Consider the following 20,627-nt stretch of genomic DNA (forward strand, 5'->3'; position numbering starts at 1 on the left):
GGCCCGGGGACGCCGGCGGGCCGGGCGAGCATCGTCCGCGTCGACGACGGCGTGCCACACCGCGTCGGCCGGTGCCCCGGTCTTCCGGCCGTCGTCATGCGAGGGCCATGCCGACGTGCAGCGGGCACCGCGGCTTCGGCGGGTGCACGAGGCTGCGGGCCCTTGTCCGGCTGCGGCCGCCGGTGCCGTCGCGCGGCGGTTGGTGGGGGCATGACACCGGGCGGTGGGCGGGCGCGGCCATATGCAGGGGTTCATTCCTCTGGCAGGAGTTGGAGGTCCGTGGTCGCGCGGGGCGGCGGGGCGGACCGGTGCGCGGGCACGCGCGCTCAGCGTTCCTGGTCGCCCCGCGGCGCCTTCGAGGCGAACCGGCGGATGCCTGACCGCTACCTAAGCGCCCTGGGGCGGGTGTGACCAGAGGGGAGTCAGGTTGTTCGGTTGCACGGATGCGAGATCCGGACAGGGGCCAAGAGAACCGCCAGGTGCGGCGCACCGGCCGGATGCGGCGACCGGACGGCTCGACACCGCGATGCCGAGTCCGCCCAGCCCGTGCGCGCGGGCGTGCCGGCCACGCCGTCGCGGTTGAACGGGAGGCGTCGGGCCTGCCGTGACCTGGCCCTACGTGTGCCATGCCGCAGCCAGCCGTCCCTGGACGAAGGACGTGACCGGTCGCTCACGCCGCGGGCGCGCGGTTGAACGGCTGTCGGCGCCGCCGTACGGTCCGACGATGGACGAAATCACTGCGCGCGCCGAGGTCGTCGCGGACCCGCTCAGACTGGCCGGACGGCGCTACCTCGTGACCGGCGGAAGCCGCGGCCTCGGCCGCGAGATCGTGCTCCACCTCGTCGCCGCCGGAGCCCACGTCGCCACCTGCGCCCGCCAAGAGGAGGACCTGCACCGCCTGGAGGAGGTCGCCGCCTCGGGGGCAGCCCCTCTGTGCACGGCGGCGCTGGATGTCACCGCGCCGGGCCGCCTGGAGGCGTTCGTCGACACGGCCGCCGAACAGCTCGGCGGCCTGGACGGGGTGGTGGCCAACGCCGGCGGGGCGCGCGGCGGGGACCTGCTCAGCGCGAGCGCGGACGACTGGGCCGCCACCTTCGATATCAACGTGGTGCACGCCCAGCGGCTGCTGAAGGCCGCCGTCCCTCATCTGCGGGAGGGCGGCGGCGGTTCGGCGGTCCTGATCTCGTCCATCAGCGGGTGGCAGCCCGCTCCCCAGGCCCAGTACGGAGCGGCCAAAGCGGCGCTGATCAGCATGGCCCGCTCCCTGGCCAACGAACTCGGCGACGACGGCATCCGCGTGAACGCGGTCTCTCCCGGCTCGATGCTCATCCCCGGCCGCCGCTGGGCCCGGCTGCGCGACGAGCGTCCGGATGAGTTCGCCCGCTTCTGCGCCCGGGTACCGGCCGGCGACCTGGTCACCCCGCAGGAAGTGGCCGCCGTCGTCACATTCCTGCTCTCCCCCGCATCCAGCGGCATCAACGGCGCCCACCTCCCCGTCGACCGCGGCCAGAACACCCCCACCCCCGGCGGCTACTGACCCAGCACCGGCCGGGCCGCGCGCAGGAAGGCCCGCACCGCCGGCTCGTCGCCGACCGGGTCCAGCCGCCGACAGAAGTCGCGCAACGCCTGCACCGAGCGCACGCTGCAGACCCCCTCCAGGTACTCCAACGCCGTGGAGGCCGCGGCCAGCGCCTCGTCGAGCCGGTTCTGCTGGAGGCAGGCGGTGGCCAGCACCGACTGGCTGATCGCCTGCCGGCGGCGCCGGTCGCCATTGGCCCGGGCGGAACGCTCCGCCGCCTCCTCGGCCTGCCGGGCCTGCCCCAGATCCCGGAAGACGAAAGCCGCCTCCGCCTCCCAGTAGTGGGGATCGAGGTGCTGCACCCAGGCCGACTCCTGCTCCGCGCCCCGGCTTTGTCCTAGCGCGGCCTCCGCCGCCCGCAGAGCGCGCAGCGCTTCGGAGCGGTGCCCGCGCGCGGCCATGGCGCGCGCCACCATGGCGTGTACCCGCATCAGTCCCAGCGGGCTGCCCGCGTCCCGCGCCGCCCGCAGGCCCGCGTGGGCCAGGTCCACGCCGTCCTGCGGGTACCCCAGGCTGGTGGCCAGGTGGGAGAGGCCCGCGAGGATCTGACCGGCCAGCACCCGGTCGCCGCCCTCCCGGCACAAGCGCAGCGCCTGCACCATGTAGCGCTGGGCCAGCCCGTACTCCCCGCTGTCGTAGCTGCTCCAGCCGGCCACCGCGCCCAGCCGGGCGGCCCCGGTGAACAGCCGGGCCCGTTCTCCCGGGGCGACGCCCCGGCGCAGCAGGGGCACCACCTCGTTCAGGAACGCGAGGATGCTCGACCGCACCCCCTGGCCGCCGAAGCGGTTGTCCATCTGGTCGAAGGCGGAGGCCATCGAGTGGACCATCCCCACGCGCCCGCCGGGCTGCTCCGGGAGCACCGGCGCCGTCGGCCACTGCTCGACCCGCAGCAGCCAGCCGCACTGCGGCGCGAGCAGGACGCCCTGGGCGGCGGGGCAGGCCCCCAGGTGCCGGCCGTCCTGGTCGGCGAGTTCCGCGAGCGTGCCCAGAGCGTCCGCCAGGTCCCGGTGGCACAGCAGCGAGCGGGCCGCCACCGGGGTGTCCGAGTCGTACGGACGGAACCCGATGTCGTGCGGCTGGACGGGCCAGCCCAGCAGTTCGGTGAGCACGTCGGCGATGAGCCATACCGTCTCCGGCCGGGGGACCGTGCCGCTGATCCACCGGGAGACCGAGCTCTTGTCGTACCCGGTGTCCTGCCCCCGACGGTCTGCCAGCGCGTTCACGCGGGTCGCCAGCGACTGATAGGTACGGCCGGTTTCCCGGATGGCGGCGGCCAGCGCCCTGTTGGGCGTGCGGGCTCGGCCCGCCGTGCTCCTGTCCATGGAGGTCGGGGGCTGGTGTGGCATGGAGGGTCCTGGGAAGGGCGGGCGGTCGGGTAGTTCGGGGTCCGGAGCGCGGCGGGCCGGGGCGGCGGTGATCCCGTGGAGTTCACCGGCGGTCTGTCCTCGGGGCCCGGCGTATCGGTCCGATCCCGGGTGTTTCTCCCGCGCGGGTGGTGATGGACGGGAGGACAGCGTCGTTCGGGTCTTTGGGCTGCTGGCGCCTGAGAGGTCTCTCGCTGTCGGCGAGGCTGATGGCGGCTCAGGTGGCACGGCGGGGGCTGACCATGGCACGGAGACCCGGTACCTGTTCGGCCGGGCGTTGGAGGAGGTGGACGTGGCGGTGGTGGTGGAGCACGGTGTCGGCGACGGCCCAGCCGGCCACGTCGCGGGCATAGCGCATGACCGTCTCCGAGGAGGTGGCGCCGCGGACCCACAGCACACTGCCGTCCTTGGCGGGCAGGCGCGCGGCGTAGTCGAGGAGGGCCCAGGCCAGGAGCCGGCCGGTGAGCACGCCAGGGGCGGGGCGGGTGAAGAGGGCGGAGATGAAGAGGGCGGGCTCGGCGCGCTGGACGCTGCTCCAGCCCCCTTCCGGGGTGGCGGACCGGACGAGCGCGCAGCCCACGATCACCTCGTCCTCGCACAGCAGCCACACCAGCGGCTCTCCCCTCTCCTCCCCGCCCAGGCGGTTGAGGAGGGCGGAGCGGTCGGCGTCGAGGTCGGCGCACTCCGGTGTGGAGGGGTGGACGATGCGCTCGTCGATCAGAGCGGCGACGGCCGTGCGGTCCTCGCGGGTGGCGGGCCGCATCTCGTACGGGGTGGTGCCAAGGGAGGTGTGGGCGGCGTCGGCAGGGCCGCAGGGGTGGGGCGGGCGTTTCACGGGCGTGTCTCTTTCAGAGCTGGGTGTGGTCGACGGTGGCGAGGGGCTGGTGGCTGATCGTCCAGGTGCTGCACCGGCCGTGGGCGCGGAGGGTGACGCTGAGCGTCATCTGACGAAAGCGCAGGGCGTAGTGGTGGGCGTGGTTGGCGGTGGGCCCGGTGACCAGGAGGGTGAGCAAGATGGCCTGCGCGGGCGGGAGAGGGAGCGTTCGAGCGGCCTGCCCGATGCTGCTGGTGAGCCAGCGGAGCGCGGTGGTGGTGGAGGCTGACCAGTGTCCGCCGCCGAATTGCCCCGCGGTCGGCTCGTCGGGGCCGGTGCGGTGCTCGCACCACAGCGGGCTGGCCGGCACGGTGGCGGTGACCGGAGCCGGGTCGTCCCAGTCCACCGTGATGCTGCACGCGGCCACGCTGATGTCGTCGCTGGCGGCTGCGTCGTCCTCGGCGACCGGAAGGGGGCGGGGACACGAGACGCCGTTCACGGTGGGCGCGAGAGGGGCGGCGAGGAGCGGAAGGTACATGAGGGAGTCAGCCCGCCGAGAGCAGGGTGTCGGCGAGGCGGGTGAGGGCGTCGGTGTTGGCCTCGGCGTGGTGGCCGAGGACGACGGACTGGCCGGGCAGCGCGGCCAGGCGCTCCCGTACGGGCCCGGGGTCGGGGTAGCGGTCGTCGGTCGCGGCGGAGAAGGCGTCGCGCGCACCGAGTTCAGCACCCTCTCCGGCTTCCGGGACGGCCAGCTCGGCGGAGATGCGGGGGTGCAGGACGGCGGCCGCGGTGGCGTGGGTGGCCAGGGTGCAGCCGAGCCAGGAGACGACCTGGTCGGGGAAGAACTGGCACGTGAGCTCTGTGCGCCGGTTCCCGTTCCACTGCGGGGTGCGGTCGCCGACGGTCAGGGCGTGGGTGACCTGCGGGTGCTGGGTGGGGTGGAGCTGCTCGCCGGTCAGGTAGAGGCTGCGGACGGTGTCGTAGAGGCCGAGTCCGTCGAGGAGGCCGAAGCCGAAGGCGGCCGCCGCGGGCCAGGGCAGCAGCTGGACGGCGCCGTCCTTCGCGAGTCGGGCGAAGACACGGTCGTTGGCGAGCAGATCCCACCCGTCCTGGCGGGCCAGGGTCAGGGCGACGGTGCTCTTGCCCGCGCCCGTGGGGCCGACGGCCAGCAGGGCCCGGCCGTCGCGGGCGACGGCGGAGGCGTGCAGCAGCACCCAGCCCGCGCGCAGCAGCTGGGCGCGGACCAGGTCGCGGGCCAGCCGGACGGCGGCCAGGGCGACCGGTTCGCGCTCCTGCCCGGAGACGGCCAGCCACCGGCGAGCGGGGACGGAGTGGTAGGCGAGACGCTGGGCGGGCTGGGCCGCGTAGACGTCGCCATTGGTTTCCTGGCGGACGAGGGTGCGCTCACCGGCGTAGAGGATGTCTTCGTACGCGTAGTCGATGATCATCCGGGTGAGGGCGGCCCGGTGGGAGGCGTCCACGCGGGCGTCGACGGTGGGATGCGCAGCCGGGCGGAGGACGTCGGTGGCGGTGGCCGGCCACCAGGGGCCGAAGTCCCGCAGCGCCAAACTGGTGATCGTGGTCCGGTTGCTGACGATGAGCGCGTGCGCGGCGGTGGCGGCCGGCGCGATACGGACAGCGGTGCTCACGGGGTTTCTCCTGGCGGGTGCAGGTAGCGGATCTGGCGGTAGGCGGCTGCGAGTTTGCGGTCGGAGGCGGCCAGTTGGCGGACCTCGGACCGGTCGAGCGGGGGCAGGCAGGGGGTGGGGGTGCCGGCGGTGAAGCGCAGCGGGACGCCGCGCCAGGCACCGCCGTGCTCGGCGCACAGCTCCACCACCGTGTCGGTGAGCCCGAGGGCGGCGCGCAGGGCGGACAGGACGGCCGCGGCCGGGCCGAACCGGGCCCGGCCGATGGTGATCCGGCCGTGCCAGGCGGCGAGTTCGGCACGCACTTCCTGCAGCGGCACGGTCAGCGGCAGTCCGCCGACGCGGGTGGCGGCGGCGCAGATGACGGCCGTGTCACCGTGCTCGCCGATGACGTGCCCGTCCACGGAGGCGACGGGTACGTCGAAATGGCGGGCGAGGACCAGACGGTAGCGGGCGGAGTCGAGGTTCGACCCGACCCCGAACACCCGGCGCGCCCCGGAGACCTCGGCCAGCAGGCGCGTCATGACGTCCACCGGGTTGGTCACCACGATGACGGTGCCCCGGTAGCCGGTCAGGTGGTGGGCGAGGGCGGCGATGTGGGGGGCGTTGGCCTGGAGCCCGGCCATCCGCAGGTTGGAGGCCGCGGTGTTGGTGAACGTGCCGCGCAGGCAGATGACGACCGCCTCGCACGCGGTGAGGTCGCCGACCTCGCAGACTTCCGCCCGCACGGCGGAGCCGCACAGCAGGGCGAGGTCGTCGAGGTCGGCGACCAGCGCGACCGCACGGGCCGGACGCAGCGAGGCGATCCGGACCCGGTGGCAGAGGCCGGCGGCGACGAGCGCGGCGGCCACGCTCTGGCCGACCGCACCGGCCCCCACGACGCCCACCGACCCCGCCCGCCCGCGGCTGCCCGCCGGGCCGGGCGGACGGGGGCAGAGCACCCTCACCGCTCGGCCCCGGACTCGGCGGGGACCATGGCCTGCACGGTCTCCAGGAACTGCGGCCAGGCCCGGCGCATCGGCAGGTGCTCGGCCAGCAGCGCGGTGCCACGGTCCACGAGGGTGGCGACCGCGAGCGCGCGGTCCAGGAGGGCGGGGGCGGGCAGCGGCAGGGCTGCGGGGGCGGCGAGGTAGCTGGAGGTGATGGTGATGGTGTCCATCAGCCAGGAGATCACCAGCTGCCGCAGCCACAGATCCTGCACCGCCTCCCGGAGCAGCCCCCTCGCCTGGTCGCGGACGAACGCGTCGATGCCCTCGACGGCCTCGGCCGCCCGGGGGCCGGGCGGGGTGGCCAGCAGGTGCAACAGGGTGCGGGAGAGGAGTTTGGCGGTGTCGGCACAGCCGCTGCCGTACTGGAGGCCCGAGCCGAGGAAGACCGGCGCCCCCTCCGCACCGGCGGGAAAGATCAAATGCTCGGGTTTGAGGCCGCCGTGCAGCAGCTTCGGCCCCGGCGGCCGGGGCAGATTGCGGTGCTGCATCAACCGCTCCACCGCGACCGTCAGCATCAGCCGGACCTGCTCACGCACCTGATCGTCCGGAAGGCGCTCTTCGCCCAGTTGCCGCAGGTACCGCTGCCCGGCGTCGCCGCGCATCGTGCGCAGGAAGACCGGCCGGATCCCGCGCTCGGGCGTCTGCGGAACGGTGTCACCGTGCGGGAGGGCCGGGTGCTGGAGCGTGCGCACGACGCGGCTGAGCAACGCGGCGGTGCGCTCCGGAGCGGCGGCCAGGAGACCGGTGAGGGTCGGTCCGGTCACCCGGCCGATGAACAGGACACCGCCCCGCAGCCCGGCGACCGGGCACACGTCGATCGCCGGCGTCCGGTCCATCAGGCGGAGCCGGGTGGCCTCGCGCTCCAGCAGGGTGCTCGGCGCTGTGAGATAGGCGGCCTGGGCCGCCTGCACGGAAGGCCAGTCACCACGGACCCCGCGCAGCAGGGAGACGAGGGAGACGCCGAGGTAGGAGACCTTCGCGACCAGGGCGCGGCCGCCGACGTCGACATGCTGGACGTAGCAGGCCACCGACGGCAGATGCGCGCCCAGGCGCACCGGCCGTCCGGGCCACAGGGCCCGCGCGCCCGCCTCGATCCGCTTGGCCGCGTCGGCGAACAGCACGTCCACGGCGACCGGCTGGGTGGGGATGGGGTTCATCGGGACTCCGCAGTCTCGTCGTACGCGGCAGGCAGGTGGAGAGGCGGACGACACCGGGCGCAGGGCGGCGATCGACGCCTGCGTCCGGTGCCGTTGAGGAGAACTTCCTCACGGGATCTGCTGGTAGGCAGCCGGTCAGGCGGCGCGGCGGAACCGGCCCGCCGCGCGGCCGTACGCCGGACCACGCACCGACCTCAGCGCGGCCCACAGCAACTGCGCCGAGGTGAGGTTGCAGTAGGTGTGCAGCTCGGCCGGCTGCGCCCAGACGTAGTGGTCGAACGGCGGCGGCCCGCCCAAGGAGGACCTGCGGGGCAGCGTGACGACGGACGTCGCGCGCAGCGGCCCGACCAGGTAGAGACGGGAGGGGCCGTCGACCAGGAGCGGCCCGACCATCCCCTTCACGACGCGCAGCCCCGTCTGCTGGCGGATGCCACGGGCCAGCGCCTGGCGCACCGGCTTTCCGGCACGGACCGGCCCGCCAGGGGCCTCGTACCAGCGCGGATCACCGTCCCGGCGGTGTGTGCGGCGCAGCAGCAGCACCGCGCCACGTGCATCGAGCAGCAGGCCCTGACATCCGTTCGCGGTCTCGGCTCTCTCCTTGTGCACGACGCCTCCAAACAAAGAGGAAGGGGAAATGGCAGAGCTCGGAAGGGTGGGCCGCCCGCTGTACGGAGGGGACGGCCGTTCATGCGCCCCGCTGGTAGCGGAGGGGTCGGGTGGAGCCCGCCTCCATCGGGCGCTGCCGCAGTGCCGACGGACTCAACACCTTCCGCCCGTCGGCGTTGGGTGCGGCCACGGGGCGCACGCCGTGCTCGCCCGGTACGGAAGGGCTGGCGGCTGCCCGCCGCAGGGGCGTCATCTCGGCACTTTCGGCTCAACATCGCGGTCATCGGTCCAGTCCTGCGGCGGCGAGTTCCGCCTTCAGGTCGATGACGGTCACCCCGCGCAGGCGCCGGACGAGCTGGGCGGCGAGGTGCCAGCGGATGCGGGGGTCGCGGTAGGCCACGGGACGCTCGTCGTCGTGCGCGAGGTCCGGCTTCCTGTCCTGTCCCAGGGTGAAGGGCAGTCCCCAGATGCCGTAGAGGCGAGGCAGTTTGACGCGCACCGCGATGTGTCCGCGCCGCAGGGGCGGGCACCTTTCCACGGAGATTTTGGCGTGCGGGAGGGAGAGGGGCGGATGGGTCGTCAGCTCCCCTTCGGGCCATCCTGGCTTCGTGCCGCCGTCGGGCCGCTCCAGCAGGAAGAGATAGCCGAGCGGGGTGCGGCTGGCGAGTTCCCGGCAGCAGATCTGGCACCGCAATTCGTACATGCATTCCTGCTGCCGGGAGGGGTGGACCTTCGCGTAGAGCGGCTCGCCGGTCGGCTGGTCGTTGTTGTCGCGGGGGTTGTGCCCCCGGCGCGCCCAGAGCGCGCCGCTGCGGTCCCGGTCGCGCGGTTCCTCATCGGCGTAGTACAGGCCCTGCGCCGGATGCGCCCGGAGCATCGAGCCGATCTCGCCCTCCTCGCCGACGCGGGTGGTGATGTACGGAACGACGATCTTGTCGTTCGGGGTTGTGAGGTGCTGGGGCATGGGCGGTCTGGTCTTTCGCTGATCGCGCGGATGACGGCGGGTCACGTGGTTCGGGTGCTGACGTACGTGGCGAGGCCGTCTATCGCGCGGGCCGGCTGCTGGAGGAGGTGGACGAGGCGGGGGCCCCGCGCGACGCCACCGGAGACGGCGAACCCCATCGCGTGGTGGGCGTAGCGCATGACCCGGTCCGAGGACGTGGCGCTGCGCAGCCACCTCGTGCGGCCGTCCTCGGTGGGCAGGCGGGCGGCGCGGTCGAGGAGGGCGAAGACCAGAAGCCGGGCCAGGAGCACGCCGGGCGTGGGGTAGATGAAGAGGGCCGCGATGTAGTGGGCGGGCTCGGCACGCTGGTCCGGGTCCCCGGTCCAGTACGGGGCCTTGGGGAAGACGGCGGCGCAGCCCAGGATCGTGGAGTCCTCGCACAGCATCCACACCACCGGCTGGCCGCCCTCGCTCTCGCCCAGGTGGTTGAGGAGGGTGGCGCTGTCCCCTTTGAGGGGGCCGACGTCGGTCCACTGGTTGAGGAGGGCGATGCGGCCGGCGATCAGGTTGATGACGGCCGACCGGTCGGCGGTGCGCCCCGGCCGCACCTCGTACGCCGTGGAGCTGGGGCGTTCGGTGGCGGCGTCGGCGGGGGAAGGGGCTGGGCTGGGCGTCATACGGCTTGGCCTTCGGGTATGAGGGGCGGGGCGACTCGTGCACGCCGGGTCTGGTGGCTGCGGCGGATCCGCCAGGTGGTGCTGTGGCCGCGGGCGATGACGGTCACGGCGAAGGTCATGTAGAGGAAGCCGAGGGCGTTGTAGTGGGCTTCGAGGCACCGGGCGTCGCGGAACCACACCAGCAGCAGGTCGGCCTGAGCGGGCGGCCAGTCGCGGGTCGCGTCGCCGAGTTCGGCGCGCAGCCACGCCAGGGCCCGGCTTGTGTTCTCCGCGAGCTGCTGGTCGACGGCCTCGACGGTGTCGCTCTGCGCTCTGCGGCGTTGCTCGCACCAGACTTGTGCCTCGGTCAGGGTCGCGTCGCCGAGGCTGGCGCGCAGCCATGCCAGGGTCCGGGACGCGGAGGCCGCGGAGGGCCGCTGGCCGAGGCCCCCGATAGGGTCGGTCTCCGCCACTTTGCGGCGCCGCTCGCACCAGAACTGCGCCTCGGTCAGCGGGGCTTCGAGGGGGGCGGGGTCCTCGAAGGAGACCTGGAACTTGCCGGGAACGACGCGGGGCGGGTCGTCGTGCGTCTTCAGCCAGCGGGGCACGGCCATTACCGGGCCGGTCCCGCCGCGACGGAGTGGCCGAGGACCAGGGCGTCGGCGGTCTCGGCCAGGACGCGGGCGGTCTCCCGCGGGTCGTGGTGCTCCAGCCGCACGGAGCCCCGGGGGAACGGAGCGAGGGCTGCGCGGACGGCCCGCAAGGCGTTGGCCTGCGACGGGTCGGCGGACGTCAGTTTGAGCAGGTCCGGGTAGCGGTCCGGGCTGCTCCCGGTGATGAGGCCGTCGCCGAGTACGACGTCGGCGTCGTCGGGGTCCGTTGCCGGCTCAGCCGAGCCGGACGGCATGTGCGGCAGGAGCACGGCGGCCACGGTGCCGTCGGCGGCGGGGGTCAGACCGAGCTGGGCGGGGAAGACCATCGCCTGCTGCACCACGCCCTGCCGGTCCACCAGCAGGCCGCGGTGCCCTTTGCGGAGCGCGATGTTGACATCGAAGGGCTGACTGGGGTGGGGCTCGGCGACGTCGATGTGGTCCTGGCGGGCGCGGTCGTACAGGCCGACGGCGTCGAGGAGCGGGAGGCCGGCGGCGATCGGGGAGGGCCAGGGAAGCAGATGGACGAGGCCGTCATCGTCGGCGCGGGCGAACACCTGGCCGTCGCTGATCAGCTCCCATCCCGCGCGGCACAGGTGGAGGGCGGCGGTGGTCGTGCCCGCGCCCGGAGCCCCGGCGAGCAGCAGCGCCCGGCCGTCGCGGACGACGGCGGCGCCGCGCAGCAGCGCCCACCCCGCGGCCTGGAGCTGGGCGCGGATCACATCGCGGGCCAGGCGGACGGTGGCCAGGCTGAGCCCGCCGGGGTGGACCCCGAAGACGTCCAGGCGCCGGCGGTCCGGCTCGGCGTGGTAGGCCGTGCAGCCGTCCAGTTGCACCGCATAGCCCCGGCCGTCCACGTCCGACAGGCGCAGGGTGCGGGCACCGCTGTAGCGGACTTCGTCGTGCTCGCGATCCAAAACGGCCTGCTGGATGGTGAACACCTCGCACAGGTCCACGGAGGCGCTGATCACCGGGGCATGGCCAGCGTCGGTGGCCGCGGGGTCGACGTTCCACCGGCCTTCGAAGTAGCGGCGGCACTGCTCGGCGACCTCCGGGTGGCGGCTGGTCACCGTCACCCGCGCGAGGGGAAGGGCCGTGGTGGTGCCGGTGACGGTGATGCTGGTGCTGTGCATGGGGGCTCCAGGGAGTTACTGCTGCGGTGGCGGTGCGACGGGCGGCTAGGCGATATGCGCCCGTCGGCGCGCAGCTCGACGAAGGTGTTGTCCCGTACAGCGGCTCTCGTCATCAGCTCGCCGCCAAAGCCAGCTCGCACCACGTGCTCGCTCCGTTGTTGCTGACGCCCCAGGAGCCCCGCCAGTCATCTGCGATGGCGTTCACGAGGACCAGGCCGCGACCGTGCTCGTCTGCGGCACCGGCCGACCAATAGACGGGCCGATAGCTCGGCACTCCGTCGTGCACCTCGATGCGCAGCCGATCGTCCCGCAGGGAAAGGGACAGGATGCCTTCCTGGCCCCCGCTGTGTACGAGGGCGTTGGTGACCAGCTCCGAGACGACCAGAGCGGCCGAGTCGGCGATGCAGGACAGGCCGAGGTCGTCCAGGCTCTCCCTGACGAGGCGCCGCAGGGCACCGACTTGTACACCGACCTCGGTCGGGGGAAGTACGCCCGGCGGCTGTTGGATCTTGAAAGTGGACTTCATGAGGCTGACGTCGCGGTGGGGGGCGCGGCGCGGCCGTGTGGCAGTCGTTGTCATCACGTCCTCTGGGGGGTGTGGAGGACCGCCCGCACTGCGGACACCGCCCTGCTGAGGGTGCTCCGCTCATCGTCGGGGGTGAGGAGGGAACGCGCTTCGGCGAGGCAGCGGACCAGCTGCGCAGGGCTGGTGAGGAAGGGCGCGTCACCTATGGCGGACTCGATGTTCGGCGCCTCCAGCCACTCCACCTGCATATTCGATTCCAGGGGTAACAGCCCGGGGATGCGCAGGGCATGGTCTCGGCCGAGGCAGACCGGGGCGACTATCCGCTCGGGCCACGAGGAATTGGCCATCAGCCTGGCCCAGCGAACCTGTGTGCCGGCTGGCACGAGGACGGCCGCCGTGGTCAGGTTCGTGAAGCGGATGGCTGGTCCGAGGGTCTGCTGGTAGCGGTGAAGGATCTCGTAGGCCAGCTCCACCAGCGCACGATCCGCCAGTACGACGTCGAAGATGATGCCGGTTGCGAGTCGGCGAGGGTGCTGGGGGGCGAGTCGCCAGGTGGTCAGGGCGTCCGCCGGCGAGGGCGTCGCTGCGGCGAACCACGCGGACAGGCTTCGGTGCTCGCCGGTCACGGTGTGGGTCTCCACGAGCCCTCCTAGGTCTGCGGCCAGCCGTCGAAACATGCTGTGTGCCTGCTGTCACCTAGTGGAGTGGAGGGAAGAGGGCGTGAACAGGTCCTTTCACCGGAACCTTGGCCGCCTCCTACCCGCCCTTCACCCGCCCTTTTGAGCGCTCTTCTGCTTTCACCTGCGCTTTCGTTGGTGAAGGCCCACGCCGCTTCTCGGCGGACCGCTACGGTGAGCTGACATCAGTCGGCCGAGGGGGTATCCGGTGAGCCGCAGCCCTATGAGGGAATTACGCAAGAGCCGCAACCGGACGCAGGCGCTGGCGGTCGCCGAACTCACTGCCTTGGCGGACCGGCTCGCCGCCGAGCGGCGCGTCACGAAGAAGCCCACTTTCACCGTCCGCCAGATGTCGAAGTGGGAGAGCGAGACAAAGCCGCGCCCCTACCCCCACCCGGATACGCGGGTGGTCCTGGAGGCGTACTTCCACCGGTCGGTGGAAGAGCTGGGTCTCTGTGGCGGGATCACCGGGGCAAACGCTTCCGAGGCGCCTTCTGTACCGGTCGTAACGCCGATCCCTCTCATCGAGCAGTCAGTATCCGCAGTGCCGCTTCTTGCTGGCCGTGGAGGCGACCAGGACCCGCCGCCGTGGCTGGCGCAGACGACGACCGGCGCAGCTAACTCGACGGACTGGAAGATCGCCGAGGACGAGGTCGATCTTCTGCGCGAGGCTGCGGACGACATGGACGCTCAGGACCAGCAGTTCGGCGGAGGACGGCTCTGGCGGCCTACGCGCGCACACCTGCTCTGGGTGCACCACATGATTGACCGAGGCATCTACGACGACCAGCTGGGGCAGCAACTTCACGCGCTTGCCGGCAAGTTCACCACGAGCCTCGGCTGGTTCAGCTACGACGCTGGGCTCCATACCCAAGCCCGCCAGTACTTCTCCGAAGCTCTGAACGCCGCGATGCTGACCGGCGACGATGCGCTCGCGAGCCGGACCTTGAGCAACATGGCACGACAGGCCGTGGACTTGAACAAGGGACGCGAAGCCGTCCGCTTCGCCCGGCTTGCCCAGACCCACTCCGGGATGTGGAACGCGCCAACGCGGGTGACAGCGCTCCTGTCGATCCGGGAGGCGCAAGGGCACGCTCGGGTCGGTGATGCCTTCAGCTGCGAGGCCGCGATCAAGAGGGCCTGGACGGAATGGGAGCGCGGTACCGACGACCGTGACCCGGATTGGACGACGTTCCTCAATCTGGCCGAGCTGACGTGCCTGGAGGGCATGTGTCGTCTCGACCTTGGGCAGACGGCGCGGGCCCAGAAGCTCTTGGCCAAGTCTGAGCAGCTTCAGGATGTAGCGCACTCGCGGAACCGTGGCATGTGTCTCGGACGGCTCTCCACCGCGGCCATCGGTGCGGGGGACATCGAGCACAGCATCGACGCCACGACGAAGGCCATCGAACTCATCAGAACGGGCATGTCGTCAACACGAGCAGTCGAGCAACTGAAGATCATCCACGACGGACTGGTCCCTCACCACCGCGCTCGCGGCGTGGGGGACCTGCTTGAAGAGATTCGCGCGGCCGTCGCGTGATACAGCAAAGAGAGGTGCAATCAGTGGACGTGGAGTACCAGCGGTACGACGGGGCGTCGGTCAAGGCCGTTGTTGACGAACTAGTCGAGGTGTATGGACAGGTATATGACATGCCCCCGTACATCGGCGACCCCTTCTTCTCCGTCGACTCGTTCCGAGAGCGGTTGGAAGTCGCGTTCAGCAACGCAGGCTTCGAGACGGTGACCGCGCGTCAAGGCGGCCGGATCGTCGGCTACGTGCACGGTGCCACGCTTCCTGCAGACAAGCCATGGTGGCTCTCGCTCGGCGACCGGAAGCCGGCAGAGCTGCGCGAGTTGGCGGACGCCGGGCAGGTCTTTTGGCTGCGAGAGCTGATGGTTCTCCCCGAGGTCCAGAACCAGGGGCTGGGAAGGAAGATCCACGACACCGTGATCATGGGACGCGCGGAGCCGGCCACCACCCTGACCTGCATCGTTGACAATCAGCCAGCTCACGGTGCCTACCTGCGTTGGGGGTACACGGTGATGGGGCAGATTAAACACGCCCCGGAATCGCCGATCTACGACGCCATGTTCCTGCCCAACCTTCGATGACAGGGAGAACTATGCATCCAGCAATCACCCAGCCTGCTACGGTCCCGACGGCTTCGAGCCGTCGGGACCGACTCACGCACGACCCCACCGTCCTGTTCGCGTACGGGACGCTCCAGTTCGATGCGGTACTCGTCGCTCTAATTGGCCGAATACCGCAGCGCATACCAGCCAGAGCACCCGGCTGGCGCGCGGCGGCCCTGAAGGGACGGGACTACCCAGGACTCGTAGCGGCTGCTGGCATGACAGCGCCCGGCCTGCTGCTCACGGACCTCAGCCTACGAGAGTGGGCGATCCTGGACGCGTTCGAGGACGACCGGTACGACCTGCGCGACGTCGAGTTGGCTTCCGGGGAACGCGCTCTCGCCTACATCTGGCCAGACAGCGATGTCCGCGAAGACAACTGGGACGCCGAACAGTTCAAGGCCCGCCACCTTCGGAAGTACGCTGCCCGGTGCGCACACATCGCGCCGGAGCTGGCAGCCGAAGCAGATCACTGAGTTGTGCGGTGTTCGAGGAGCCTGTGCGCTCCTCGAACACTAGTGAGGCTGAGGCCCCAGGAGGGATACCCGTCGTCGCGTTCGCCCCCGCTATTAGGCTTCCCGACGAGCCGGGGCGCTATGGATTTGCCGTGAGCGTGTGTCGGTAGCGGGACCGGTGGTGTTGTTTTCGCGTGGGGTCAGGGTGTGCCACAGGAAAGTGTGTTTCAGGGCTTGGCTCGACAGCGGACACCGGCGTGACATCGCCTCCGAAGGCCCGTCGGCAGACCTCCCCGACCTCTTCCACGGTCAGTGACTGCTGGAACGCCTCCGAGGCGTGCTCAACCGGCTGGAAGTCCATGCCACTGCGGATGCGATGGACCCTCGCCGTCACAGTTCTCCCCGTGAGAGCCGGGCGACTCCGTACGGTCCGAAGGGGAGGCGTTGCACCGCCGGGAACACGTTGTCCATACGTCTCACGCTACCGGCCCCACCGGCCCCACCGGCCCCGAGCGGGTGAAAGTGGGGCGCTCGCCCTGACGCCGGGATGCTCCTCCATGAAGCCGCCTGCGGAATCCTCCAAGTTGCCGCAAAACCAGCCGTGTTGTGTATGCCGCGACGTACGCTCGTGTCATGACGACCGCTCCGGTCCCTGCCGCGCCCCTGCGGTTCCTGTCGCTGGAGCTCACCGCCCGATGCCAGCTCACCTGCCCCTCACACTGCTATGCCCGGGCCGGGCCGACCCGCGGTCACGGCGGCATGACCGGCGGCGACTGGCATCGGGTCCTCGACGAGGCGGCCGAACTCGGGACGGCGACGGTGCAGCTGATCGGCGGCGAGCCCACTCAGCATCCGGACTTCACCGAACTCGTTGAGCACGCGCTCCAAAGCGGCCTGCGAGTGCGCGTCTACACGAACCTCTTCCGGGTACGCGAGGTGCACTGGCGGCTGTTCGCGCATCCGCACCTCAGCCTCGCCTGCTCCTACTACAGCGACGATGCGAACCAGCACGATGCCATCACCGGGCGCCGCGGCTCCCATACGGCGACCCGCGGCAACCTCGCCGAGGCCCTGCGGCGGAGGATCCCGGTGAGGGTCGCCGTCGTCGACCTGGGCGGCGGCCAACGTGTCGAGCAGGCCCGCGCCGAGCTGCAGGCCCTCGGCGCGACCGCGGTGCACACCAGCCAGGTCCGGGCCGTCGGCAACGCCGCGCGCTCCGCAGCTCCCTCCGCCTCCGCCTTGTGCGGGCGGTGCGCGGACGGCAAGGCCGCGGTCCTTCCGGACGGAGACGTCGCCGTGTGCGAAATCGGCCGGCACCTAACCGGGGGCAACGTCCGCACCACGAGCCTGGCCACCGTACTGGCCGGCGACCACTGGGCCAGAGCGGCCGCGAGCGTCCCGCGCCGCGCCGCAGCGGTATGCCCTCCGGACTGCGCGCCGAACGACGACACCAAGTGCGGCCCGGACACCGGCGGCGGCCCGTGCCCCCCGGCGGACAGCTGACCCGCCGTACGACACCAAGCACGAAGGGCACGCGAATGGACGTGGAATGGGAGGCCCGGGCCCGGAGTCTGGCCGACGCCGTGGTGCGGCCGGAGTCGCGGTGGTGGAAACCGATCGCCGCCACCCAACGACACCTGTTCGTACCGCACTGGTGGGAACGGAGAGAGAGCGGCCGGGCGGCCCGCGACGGCGCCGCCGACGTCGAAACATGGCTGGAGACCGCCTACGCCGACGACACGCTCGTGACCCGCCTCGGCCCCCTGCACGCCGACCACGCCGCACCGGGCCGACTCGCCCCGCCGGGCACGCGGCCGACCTCCTCCTCCACGTTGCCCAGCCTGCTCGTGACCATGTACCGGTACGGGACGCTCAGCGACGGCTGCCGGACGCTGGTGACCACCGGCACCGGATACGGCACCGCCCTGGCCTGCCACCGGCTCGGCGCCGACCGGGTGACGAGCGTGGACATCGACGACTACCTCGTGGCGGCCGCGACCGACCGGCTGGCCGCGACCGGCTGGCACCCGCACACCGCCGTCTGCGACATCACCGCGACGCTGCCCGGCGAGTTCGACCGCATCATCTCCACCGTCGCAGTACGCCCCGTGCCCGTCTCCTGGCTGAACGCACTGCGCCCCGGCGGGCGGCTGGTCACCACCATCGCCGGCACCCGGCTGATCCTCATCGCCGACAAGACGCCCGACGGTGGCGCACGCGGCTACATCGCCCCCAACGGAGCCTCGTTCATGACCGCCCGCCACGGCACGGACTACGCCGACGCCTCTGCGACGGCCCAGGTCTGGGCGGCGGCGGACGGCGACGGCTCGACCGTGTCCACCAGCCGCTACCCGCTTCTGTACGTACCGGACTCCTGGGCGGTGTGGTCGATGCTGGACCTGGAGGCTCCAGGGATCGAGCACCGCACGGAGCGACGGGACGACGGCGGGCGCACCGTGTGGATGGTGCACTCCGATGGCTCCTGGGCCCGGGCCAGTGCCGATGGCCCCCGCCACTCGCCCACCGTCCGCCAGGGCGGCCCCCGCCGCCTGTGGGACCTCCTGGAAGACATCCGCGACCGCCTCAACTCCACCGGCGAGCTGCCGGTATACGGTTCCCGGGCCACCATCACCCCCGACGGCCAGACCACGCTCTCCCGCAGCCGATGGTCAGTCACCCTATGAGCGAGTGCACCTGTGGGGCATCGCCACCTGGAACCCGGTTCCGCAGCTTGCCGTGCACGGCCGGGCGCGTTCGGTTGTGGCGCGCGGGGAACGGTCTGCGGTTCGCCAGGCATCTGAGAACTCGCCGCCGCCCTCGCCATGTCGCGGTGAAGTTCAACGCCCTGCTCACGAACGCGGTGATCTTCAGCAACATCTGGACATTGCGGAGATCGTGCAGCAGTTGCTGGAGGAGGGCTGGGAGATTGACCCGGAGGACCTGGCGCACATTTCGCCGTACCTGATCGAGCACATCAACCGGGCGAGTACTCCACGTACGGACCCGGTATCCAGCCCGAGGCGTACGACCCGAAACTTGACGTCGACTTCATCCCGCTGTGCGAGCAGGACCTGACCGCTGCCGGTCTCGGCCAGGCTGCCCGACCGGGCTGCGGCCGGGTCGGCGTCATGAGGGCCATGGACGAGACGCGTGAGTTCATCGAGGACGAGGTGAACAACCTGCTCGGCGACGACGAACGGAACGCCGGGTGGGGGGACGACGGGTACGAATGGAGCCGGTGAAGACCAGGCGCCCGGACTGGGCCGTCACGCTCCCGTCCGGACGCCTGGAGCCTGCGGGCCCGTGGCGGTGTCAGGGTGTGGGCAGTGCGCTGTAGGTCTGGGCCTGGGCCTTCCACATGGCGGCGTATTCGCCATGTTCCTCCAGAAGGCTTTCGTGCGTGCCCTCCTCCAGGAGGTGGCCGCCGTCCAGGACGATGATCCGGTCGGCGCCTCGGGTGGAGCCGAGCCGGTGGGTGATCAGGATGACCGTGCGGCCCGTGCTCAGGGCGCGGGTGCGTTCGTAGACGGCTTCCTCGGCCCGCGGGTCCAGCGCGGAGGTGGGCTCGTCGCAGATGAGGAGCGGTGCGTCGGACCGGTAGAACGCGCGGGCTCCGGCCAGGCGCTGCCACTGTCCGCCGGACAGGTCGCGTCCGCCCCAGTGTGACGGGGCGAGGCTGGTGTCGAGTCCGTCGGGCAGCGCGGCCAGGACGTCGTCGGCGCCGGATGCCTTCGCCGCGGCCATCACCGCCTGGTCGTCGCCGCCCTGGCCGAGGGTGATGTTCTCGCGGGCGGTGACCTGCCAGCGGGCGATGTCCTGGGGCAGCATCGCCAGGCGGCCCCAGACGTCTTCGGGATCGGTGGTGGCCAGGTCCACGTCGTCCCAGGAGACGGTGCCGCTGGTGGGCGTGTACAGGCCGGCGAGGAGTTTGGCCAGGGTGGACTTCCCCGAGCCGTTCGCGCCCACGATCGCCAGGACTTCGCCCTGGCGGATGCTGACGCTCACGTTGTGCAGCGCGGGCAGTTCACTGCCTGGGTAGGTGAAGGTGAGACGGTCCGCGCGGATGACGGAGGGCCGCGCGGGGACGGGGACGGGCTTGCTGGGGAGCTGGGTGCGGCGTTCGGCGTCGGTGAGGAAGGCGGCCCAGTCGCCGAGGTAAAGGCCGGTCTTGTAGGTGGTGTTGATGCCGGTGACCAGGCCGGTGAGCAGGACGCGGCTGGTCTGGACGGCAATGACGGCGGTTCCGGCCGAGGCCAGCGCGATGTGCCCGGAGGTCACCAGCCACAGCAGGGCGGCGTAGACGAGCAGGGCCGCTGTCCCGGCGAGGGCGTCGCCGAGCAGCTGGTAGCGGGCGGTGGTGCGTCCCACGCGGGCGGCGTGGGACTCCAGCCGGCCGGTGACGGCGGTGAACTGCCGAAGGAGCCAGGGCCGCATGGTGTTGGCCCGCACGTCCAGGGCTGTGGGGCGTCCGGAGGTGTTGTAGATCAGGGTGTGGCGCAGGCGGCGGTCGGCGAGCGTGTGCCGTTCGGCGAGATGGGCGGCGCGGGCACTTCGGACGGCAGCCGCGCCCCGGGGGATCACCGTGAGCAGCAACAGGGGCAGCAGTACGGGGTCGAGACCGGTGAGGATGCCGGCGGAGGCGAGGATGCCGAGCAGGGCGGCGGTGACCGAGGTGAGGGCCTCGATCATCAGGTGGGCGTCCTTGGAGGCCCGGTTGGCCGCCTCGGAGTGGTCGCACCATGCGGGGTCGTCGTACGCGGCGAGCGGGACGCGGGTGGCGGCGTTCAGGTACCGCAGCTCGGCGATGCCGTCGATGCGCGGTCCGATCCGTGCGGTGGTGGCCACCGTGGCGGCGTTGCTCAGGGAGCGGGCCATGGCCGCGCCGGTGATCAGCACGAGGGACGGCAGAGCCTGGTGGAGGCGGTCCGTGGTGGGGCCGGCGGCGAAGAGCGGGGCGAGGGCGCCGCGGGTGGCATAGAGGCCGATCGCGGTCAGGGCCCCGGCGGCTACCTGGAGGGCGGCCATGCGCAGCAGCGCCGTCCGGTCGGCTGCCCAGGCCAGTCGCAGCGCGGTCGCGCACAGGGCGGGCAGACGGCGGGCGATGGTGGTGAAGCTGTCGTCGAGGGCGCCGTCGTGGCGTTCGGCGCTGACGGTGTACTGCGGGAGCGCATCCGCCGTGGGCCCCGCGGGCCCGGGGCCGGGGCCCCCCACGCGGGAAATGCCGTGTGGGGGACGCGGGGGGGGGGTGGTGGGGGGGGCGGGTGGGGGGGGGGTGGGGGGGCGTTATGGGGCCACCCGG

Annotated in this window: 20 protein-coding genes; 6 read left to right on the plus strand and 14 right to left on the minus strand. The window is 72.0% G+C overall.

What is annotated here, in order from left to right:
- The first annotated feature begins 724 nt into the window (after positions 1-724).
- Entirely contained in the window at positions 725-1,537 is an 813-nt protein-coding gene (locus ACFU99_RS03840) for an SDR family NAD(P)-dependent oxidoreductase (RefSeq protein ID WP_384385274.1), read from the plus strand.
- On the opposite strand, the gene ACFU99_RS03845 is transcribed toward ACFU99_RS03840, so the two are convergent.
- From ACFU99_RS03845 to ACFU99_RS03905, 13 genes are all read right to left on the minus strand, one after another.
- Positions 1,531-2,925, minus strand: a complete 1,395-nt coding sequence (locus ACFU99_RS03845) for a tetratricopeptide repeat protein (protein WP_384385277.1) — start codon at positions 2,923-2,925, stop codon at positions 1,531-1,533. The two genes, ACFU99_RS03840 and ACFU99_RS03845, sit on opposite strands and share 7 nt — an antisense overlap.
- A gap of 235 nt (positions 2,926-3,160) precedes the next feature.
- Positions 3,161-3,778: a hypothetical protein gene (locus tag ACFU99_RS03850; protein ID WP_384385280.1), complete on the minus strand. Its 618-nt coding sequence runs from the start codon at positions 3,776-3,778 to the stop codon at positions 3,161-3,163.
- A gap of 13 nt (positions 3,779-3,791) precedes the next feature.
- A complete protein-coding gene (locus ACFU99_RS03855; protein ID WP_384385282.1) occupies positions 3,792-4,295 on the minus strand; it encodes a hypothetical protein in 504 nt (167 codons plus the stop codon).
- A gap of 7 nt (positions 4,296-4,302) precedes the next feature.
- Positions 4,303-5,406 carry a hypothetical protein gene (locus ACFU99_RS03860; RefSeq protein ID WP_384385285.1) on the minus strand — a complete coding sequence of 368 codons (1,104 nt, stop codon included), beginning with the start codon at positions 5,404-5,406 and terminating at the stop codon, positions 4,303-4,305.
- Positions 5,403-6,281: a lactate dehydrogenase gene (locus ACFU99_RS03865; RefSeq protein WP_384385287.1), complete on the minus strand. Its 879-nt coding sequence runs from the start codon at positions 6,279-6,281 to the stop codon at positions 5,403-5,405. Before ACFU99_RS03865 ends, ACFU99_RS03860 begins: the two co-directional genes overlap by 4 nt.
- A gap of 65 nt (positions 6,282-6,346) precedes the next feature.
- The gene (locus ACFU99_RS03870) at positions 6,347-7,549 is read right to left on the minus strand and encodes a hypothetical protein (RefSeq protein ID WP_384385289.1); all 1,203 of its coding nucleotides are present in this window, start codon (positions 7,547-7,549) and stop codon (positions 6,347-6,349) included.
- A gap of 135 nt (positions 7,550-7,684) precedes the next feature.
- Positions 7,685-8,155, minus strand: a complete 471-nt coding sequence (locus ACFU99_RS03875) for an NUDIX domain-containing protein (RefSeq protein WP_384385291.1) — start codon at positions 8,153-8,155, stop codon at positions 7,685-7,687.
- A 280-nt stretch (positions 8,156-8,435) separates the two neighbouring features.
- The gene (locus tag ACFU99_RS03880) at positions 8,436-9,119 is read right to left on the minus strand and encodes a hypothetical protein (RefSeq protein WP_384385294.1); all 684 of its coding nucleotides are present in this window, start codon (positions 9,117-9,119) and stop codon (positions 8,436-8,438) included.
- 41 nt (positions 9,120-9,160) lie between these two features.
- A complete protein-coding gene (locus ACFU99_RS03885) occupies positions 9,161-9,775 on the minus strand; it encodes a hypothetical protein (protein ID WP_384385296.1) in 615 nt (204 codons plus the stop codon).
- A complete protein-coding gene (locus ACFU99_RS03890; RefSeq protein WP_384385299.1) occupies positions 9,772-10,362 on the minus strand; it encodes a hypothetical protein in 591 nt (196 codons plus the stop codon). Before ACFU99_RS03890 ends, ACFU99_RS03885 begins: the two co-directional genes overlap by 4 nt.
- 5 nt (positions 10,363-10,367) lie before the next feature.
- Positions 10,368-11,537, minus strand: a complete 1,170-nt coding sequence (locus ACFU99_RS03895) for a hypothetical protein (protein ID WP_384385302.1) — start codon at positions 11,535-11,537, stop codon at positions 10,368-10,370.
- A gap of 112 nt (positions 11,538-11,649) precedes the next feature.
- Positions 11,650-12,063: an ATP-binding protein gene (locus ACFU99_RS03900; RefSeq protein WP_384385305.1), complete on the minus strand. Its 414-nt coding sequence runs from the start codon at positions 12,061-12,063 to the stop codon at positions 11,650-11,652.
- Positions 12,064-12,116: 53 nt separating this feature from the next.
- On the minus strand, positions 12,117-12,704 hold the full coding sequence (locus tag ACFU99_RS03905) for a hypothetical protein (RefSeq protein ID WP_384385308.1): 588 nt from the start codon (positions 12,702-12,704) through the stop codon (positions 12,117-12,119).
- Between the two features lie 244 nt (positions 12,705-12,948).
- On the opposite strand from ACFU99_RS03905, the gene ACFU99_RS03910 reads away from it, so the two are divergent.
- The 5 genes from ACFU99_RS03910 to ACFU99_RS03930 all read left to right on the plus strand — a co-directional run bounded on the left by ACFU99_RS03910 (position 12,949) and on the right by ACFU99_RS03930 (position 18,012).
- Positions 12,949-14,280, plus strand: coding sequence for a hypothetical protein (locus ACFU99_RS03910; RefSeq protein ID WP_384385311.1), 1,332 nt, complete (start codon positions 12,949-12,951; stop codon positions 14,278-14,280).
- A 23-nt stretch (positions 14,281-14,303) separates the two neighbouring features.
- Positions 14,304-14,852: a GNAT family N-acetyltransferase gene (locus ACFU99_RS03915; RefSeq protein WP_384385314.1), complete on the plus strand. Its 549-nt coding sequence runs from the start codon at positions 14,304-14,306 to the stop codon at positions 14,850-14,852.
- Between the two features lie 11 nt (positions 14,853-14,863).
- Positions 14,864-15,349 (plus strand): gamma-glutamylcyclotransferase family protein, encoded by a 486-nt coding sequence (locus ACFU99_RS03920; protein ID WP_384385317.1) that lies wholly within the window; start codon positions 14,864-14,866, stop codon positions 15,347-15,349.
- Between the two features lie 612 nt (positions 15,350-15,961).
- Positions 15,962-16,831 (plus strand): radical SAM protein, encoded by an 870-nt coding sequence (locus tag ACFU99_RS03925; RefSeq protein WP_384385319.1) that lies wholly within the window; start codon positions 15,962-15,964, stop codon positions 16,829-16,831.
- A gap of 35 nt (positions 16,832-16,866) precedes the next feature.
- Positions 16,867-18,012: a protein-L-isoaspartate(D-aspartate) O-methyltransferase gene (locus ACFU99_RS03930; RefSeq protein WP_384385322.1), complete on the plus strand. Its 1,146-nt coding sequence runs from the start codon at positions 16,867-16,869 to the stop codon at positions 18,010-18,012.
- A 628-nt stretch (positions 18,013-18,640) separates the two neighbouring features.
- Here ACFU99_RS03930 and ACFU99_RS03935 read toward each other — a convergent pair.
- A complete protein-coding gene (locus tag ACFU99_RS03935) occupies positions 18,641-20,539 on the minus strand; it encodes an ABC transporter ATP-binding protein (RefSeq protein WP_384385325.1) in 1,899 nt (632 codons plus the stop codon).
- Positions 20,540-20,627: the final 88 nt, after the last annotated feature.

It is taken from the genome of Streptomyces sp. NPDC057654 (assembly GCF_042800135.1).
Taxonomy (GTDB): Bacteria; Actinomycetota; Actinomycetes; order Streptomycetales; family Streptomycetaceae; genus Streptomyces.

Coding starts and splice junctions, on each gene's coding strand:
- ACFU99_RS03840 (WP_384385274.1), top strand. CDS start 725: ATGGACGAAATCACTGCGCGCGCCGAGGTCGTCGCGGACCCGCTCAGA.
- ACFU99_RS03845 (WP_384385277.1), bottom strand. CDS start 2,925: ATGCCACACCAGCCCCCGACCTCCATGGACAGGAGCACGGCGGGCCGA.
- ACFU99_RS03855 (WP_384385282.1), bottom strand. CDS start 4,295: ATGTACCTTCCGCTCCTCGCCGCCCCTCTCGCGCCCACCGTGAACGGC.
- ACFU99_RS03870 (WP_384385289.1), bottom strand. CDS start 7,549: ATGAACCCCATCCCCACCCAGCCGGTCGCCGTGGACGTGCTGTTCGCC.
- ACFU99_RS03880 (WP_384385294.1), bottom strand. CDS start 9,119: ATGCCCCAGCACCTCACAACCCCGAACGACAAGATCGTCGTTCCGTAC.
- ACFU99_RS03885 (WP_384385296.1), bottom strand. CDS start 9,775: ATGACGCCCAGCCCAGCCCCTTCCCCCGCCGACGCCGCCACCGAACGC.
- ACFU99_RS03895 (WP_384385302.1), bottom strand. CDS start 11,537: ATGCACAGCACCAGCATCACCGTCACCGGCACCACCACGGCCCTTCCC.
- ACFU99_RS03900 (WP_384385305.1), bottom strand. CDS start 12,063: ATGAAGTCCACTTTCAAGATCCAACAGCCGCCGGGCGTACTTCCCCCG.
- ACFU99_RS03920 (WP_384385317.1), top strand. CDS start 14,864: ATGCATCCAGCAATCACCCAGCCTGCTACGGTCCCGACGGCTTCGAGC.
- ACFU99_RS03925 (WP_384385319.1), top strand. CDS start 15,962: ATGACGACCGCTCCGGTCCCTGCCGCGCCCCTGCGGTTCCTGTCGCTG.
- ACFU99_RS03930 (WP_384385322.1), top strand. CDS start 16,867: ATGGACGTGGAATGGGAGGCCCGGGCCCGGAGTCTGGCCGACGCCGTG.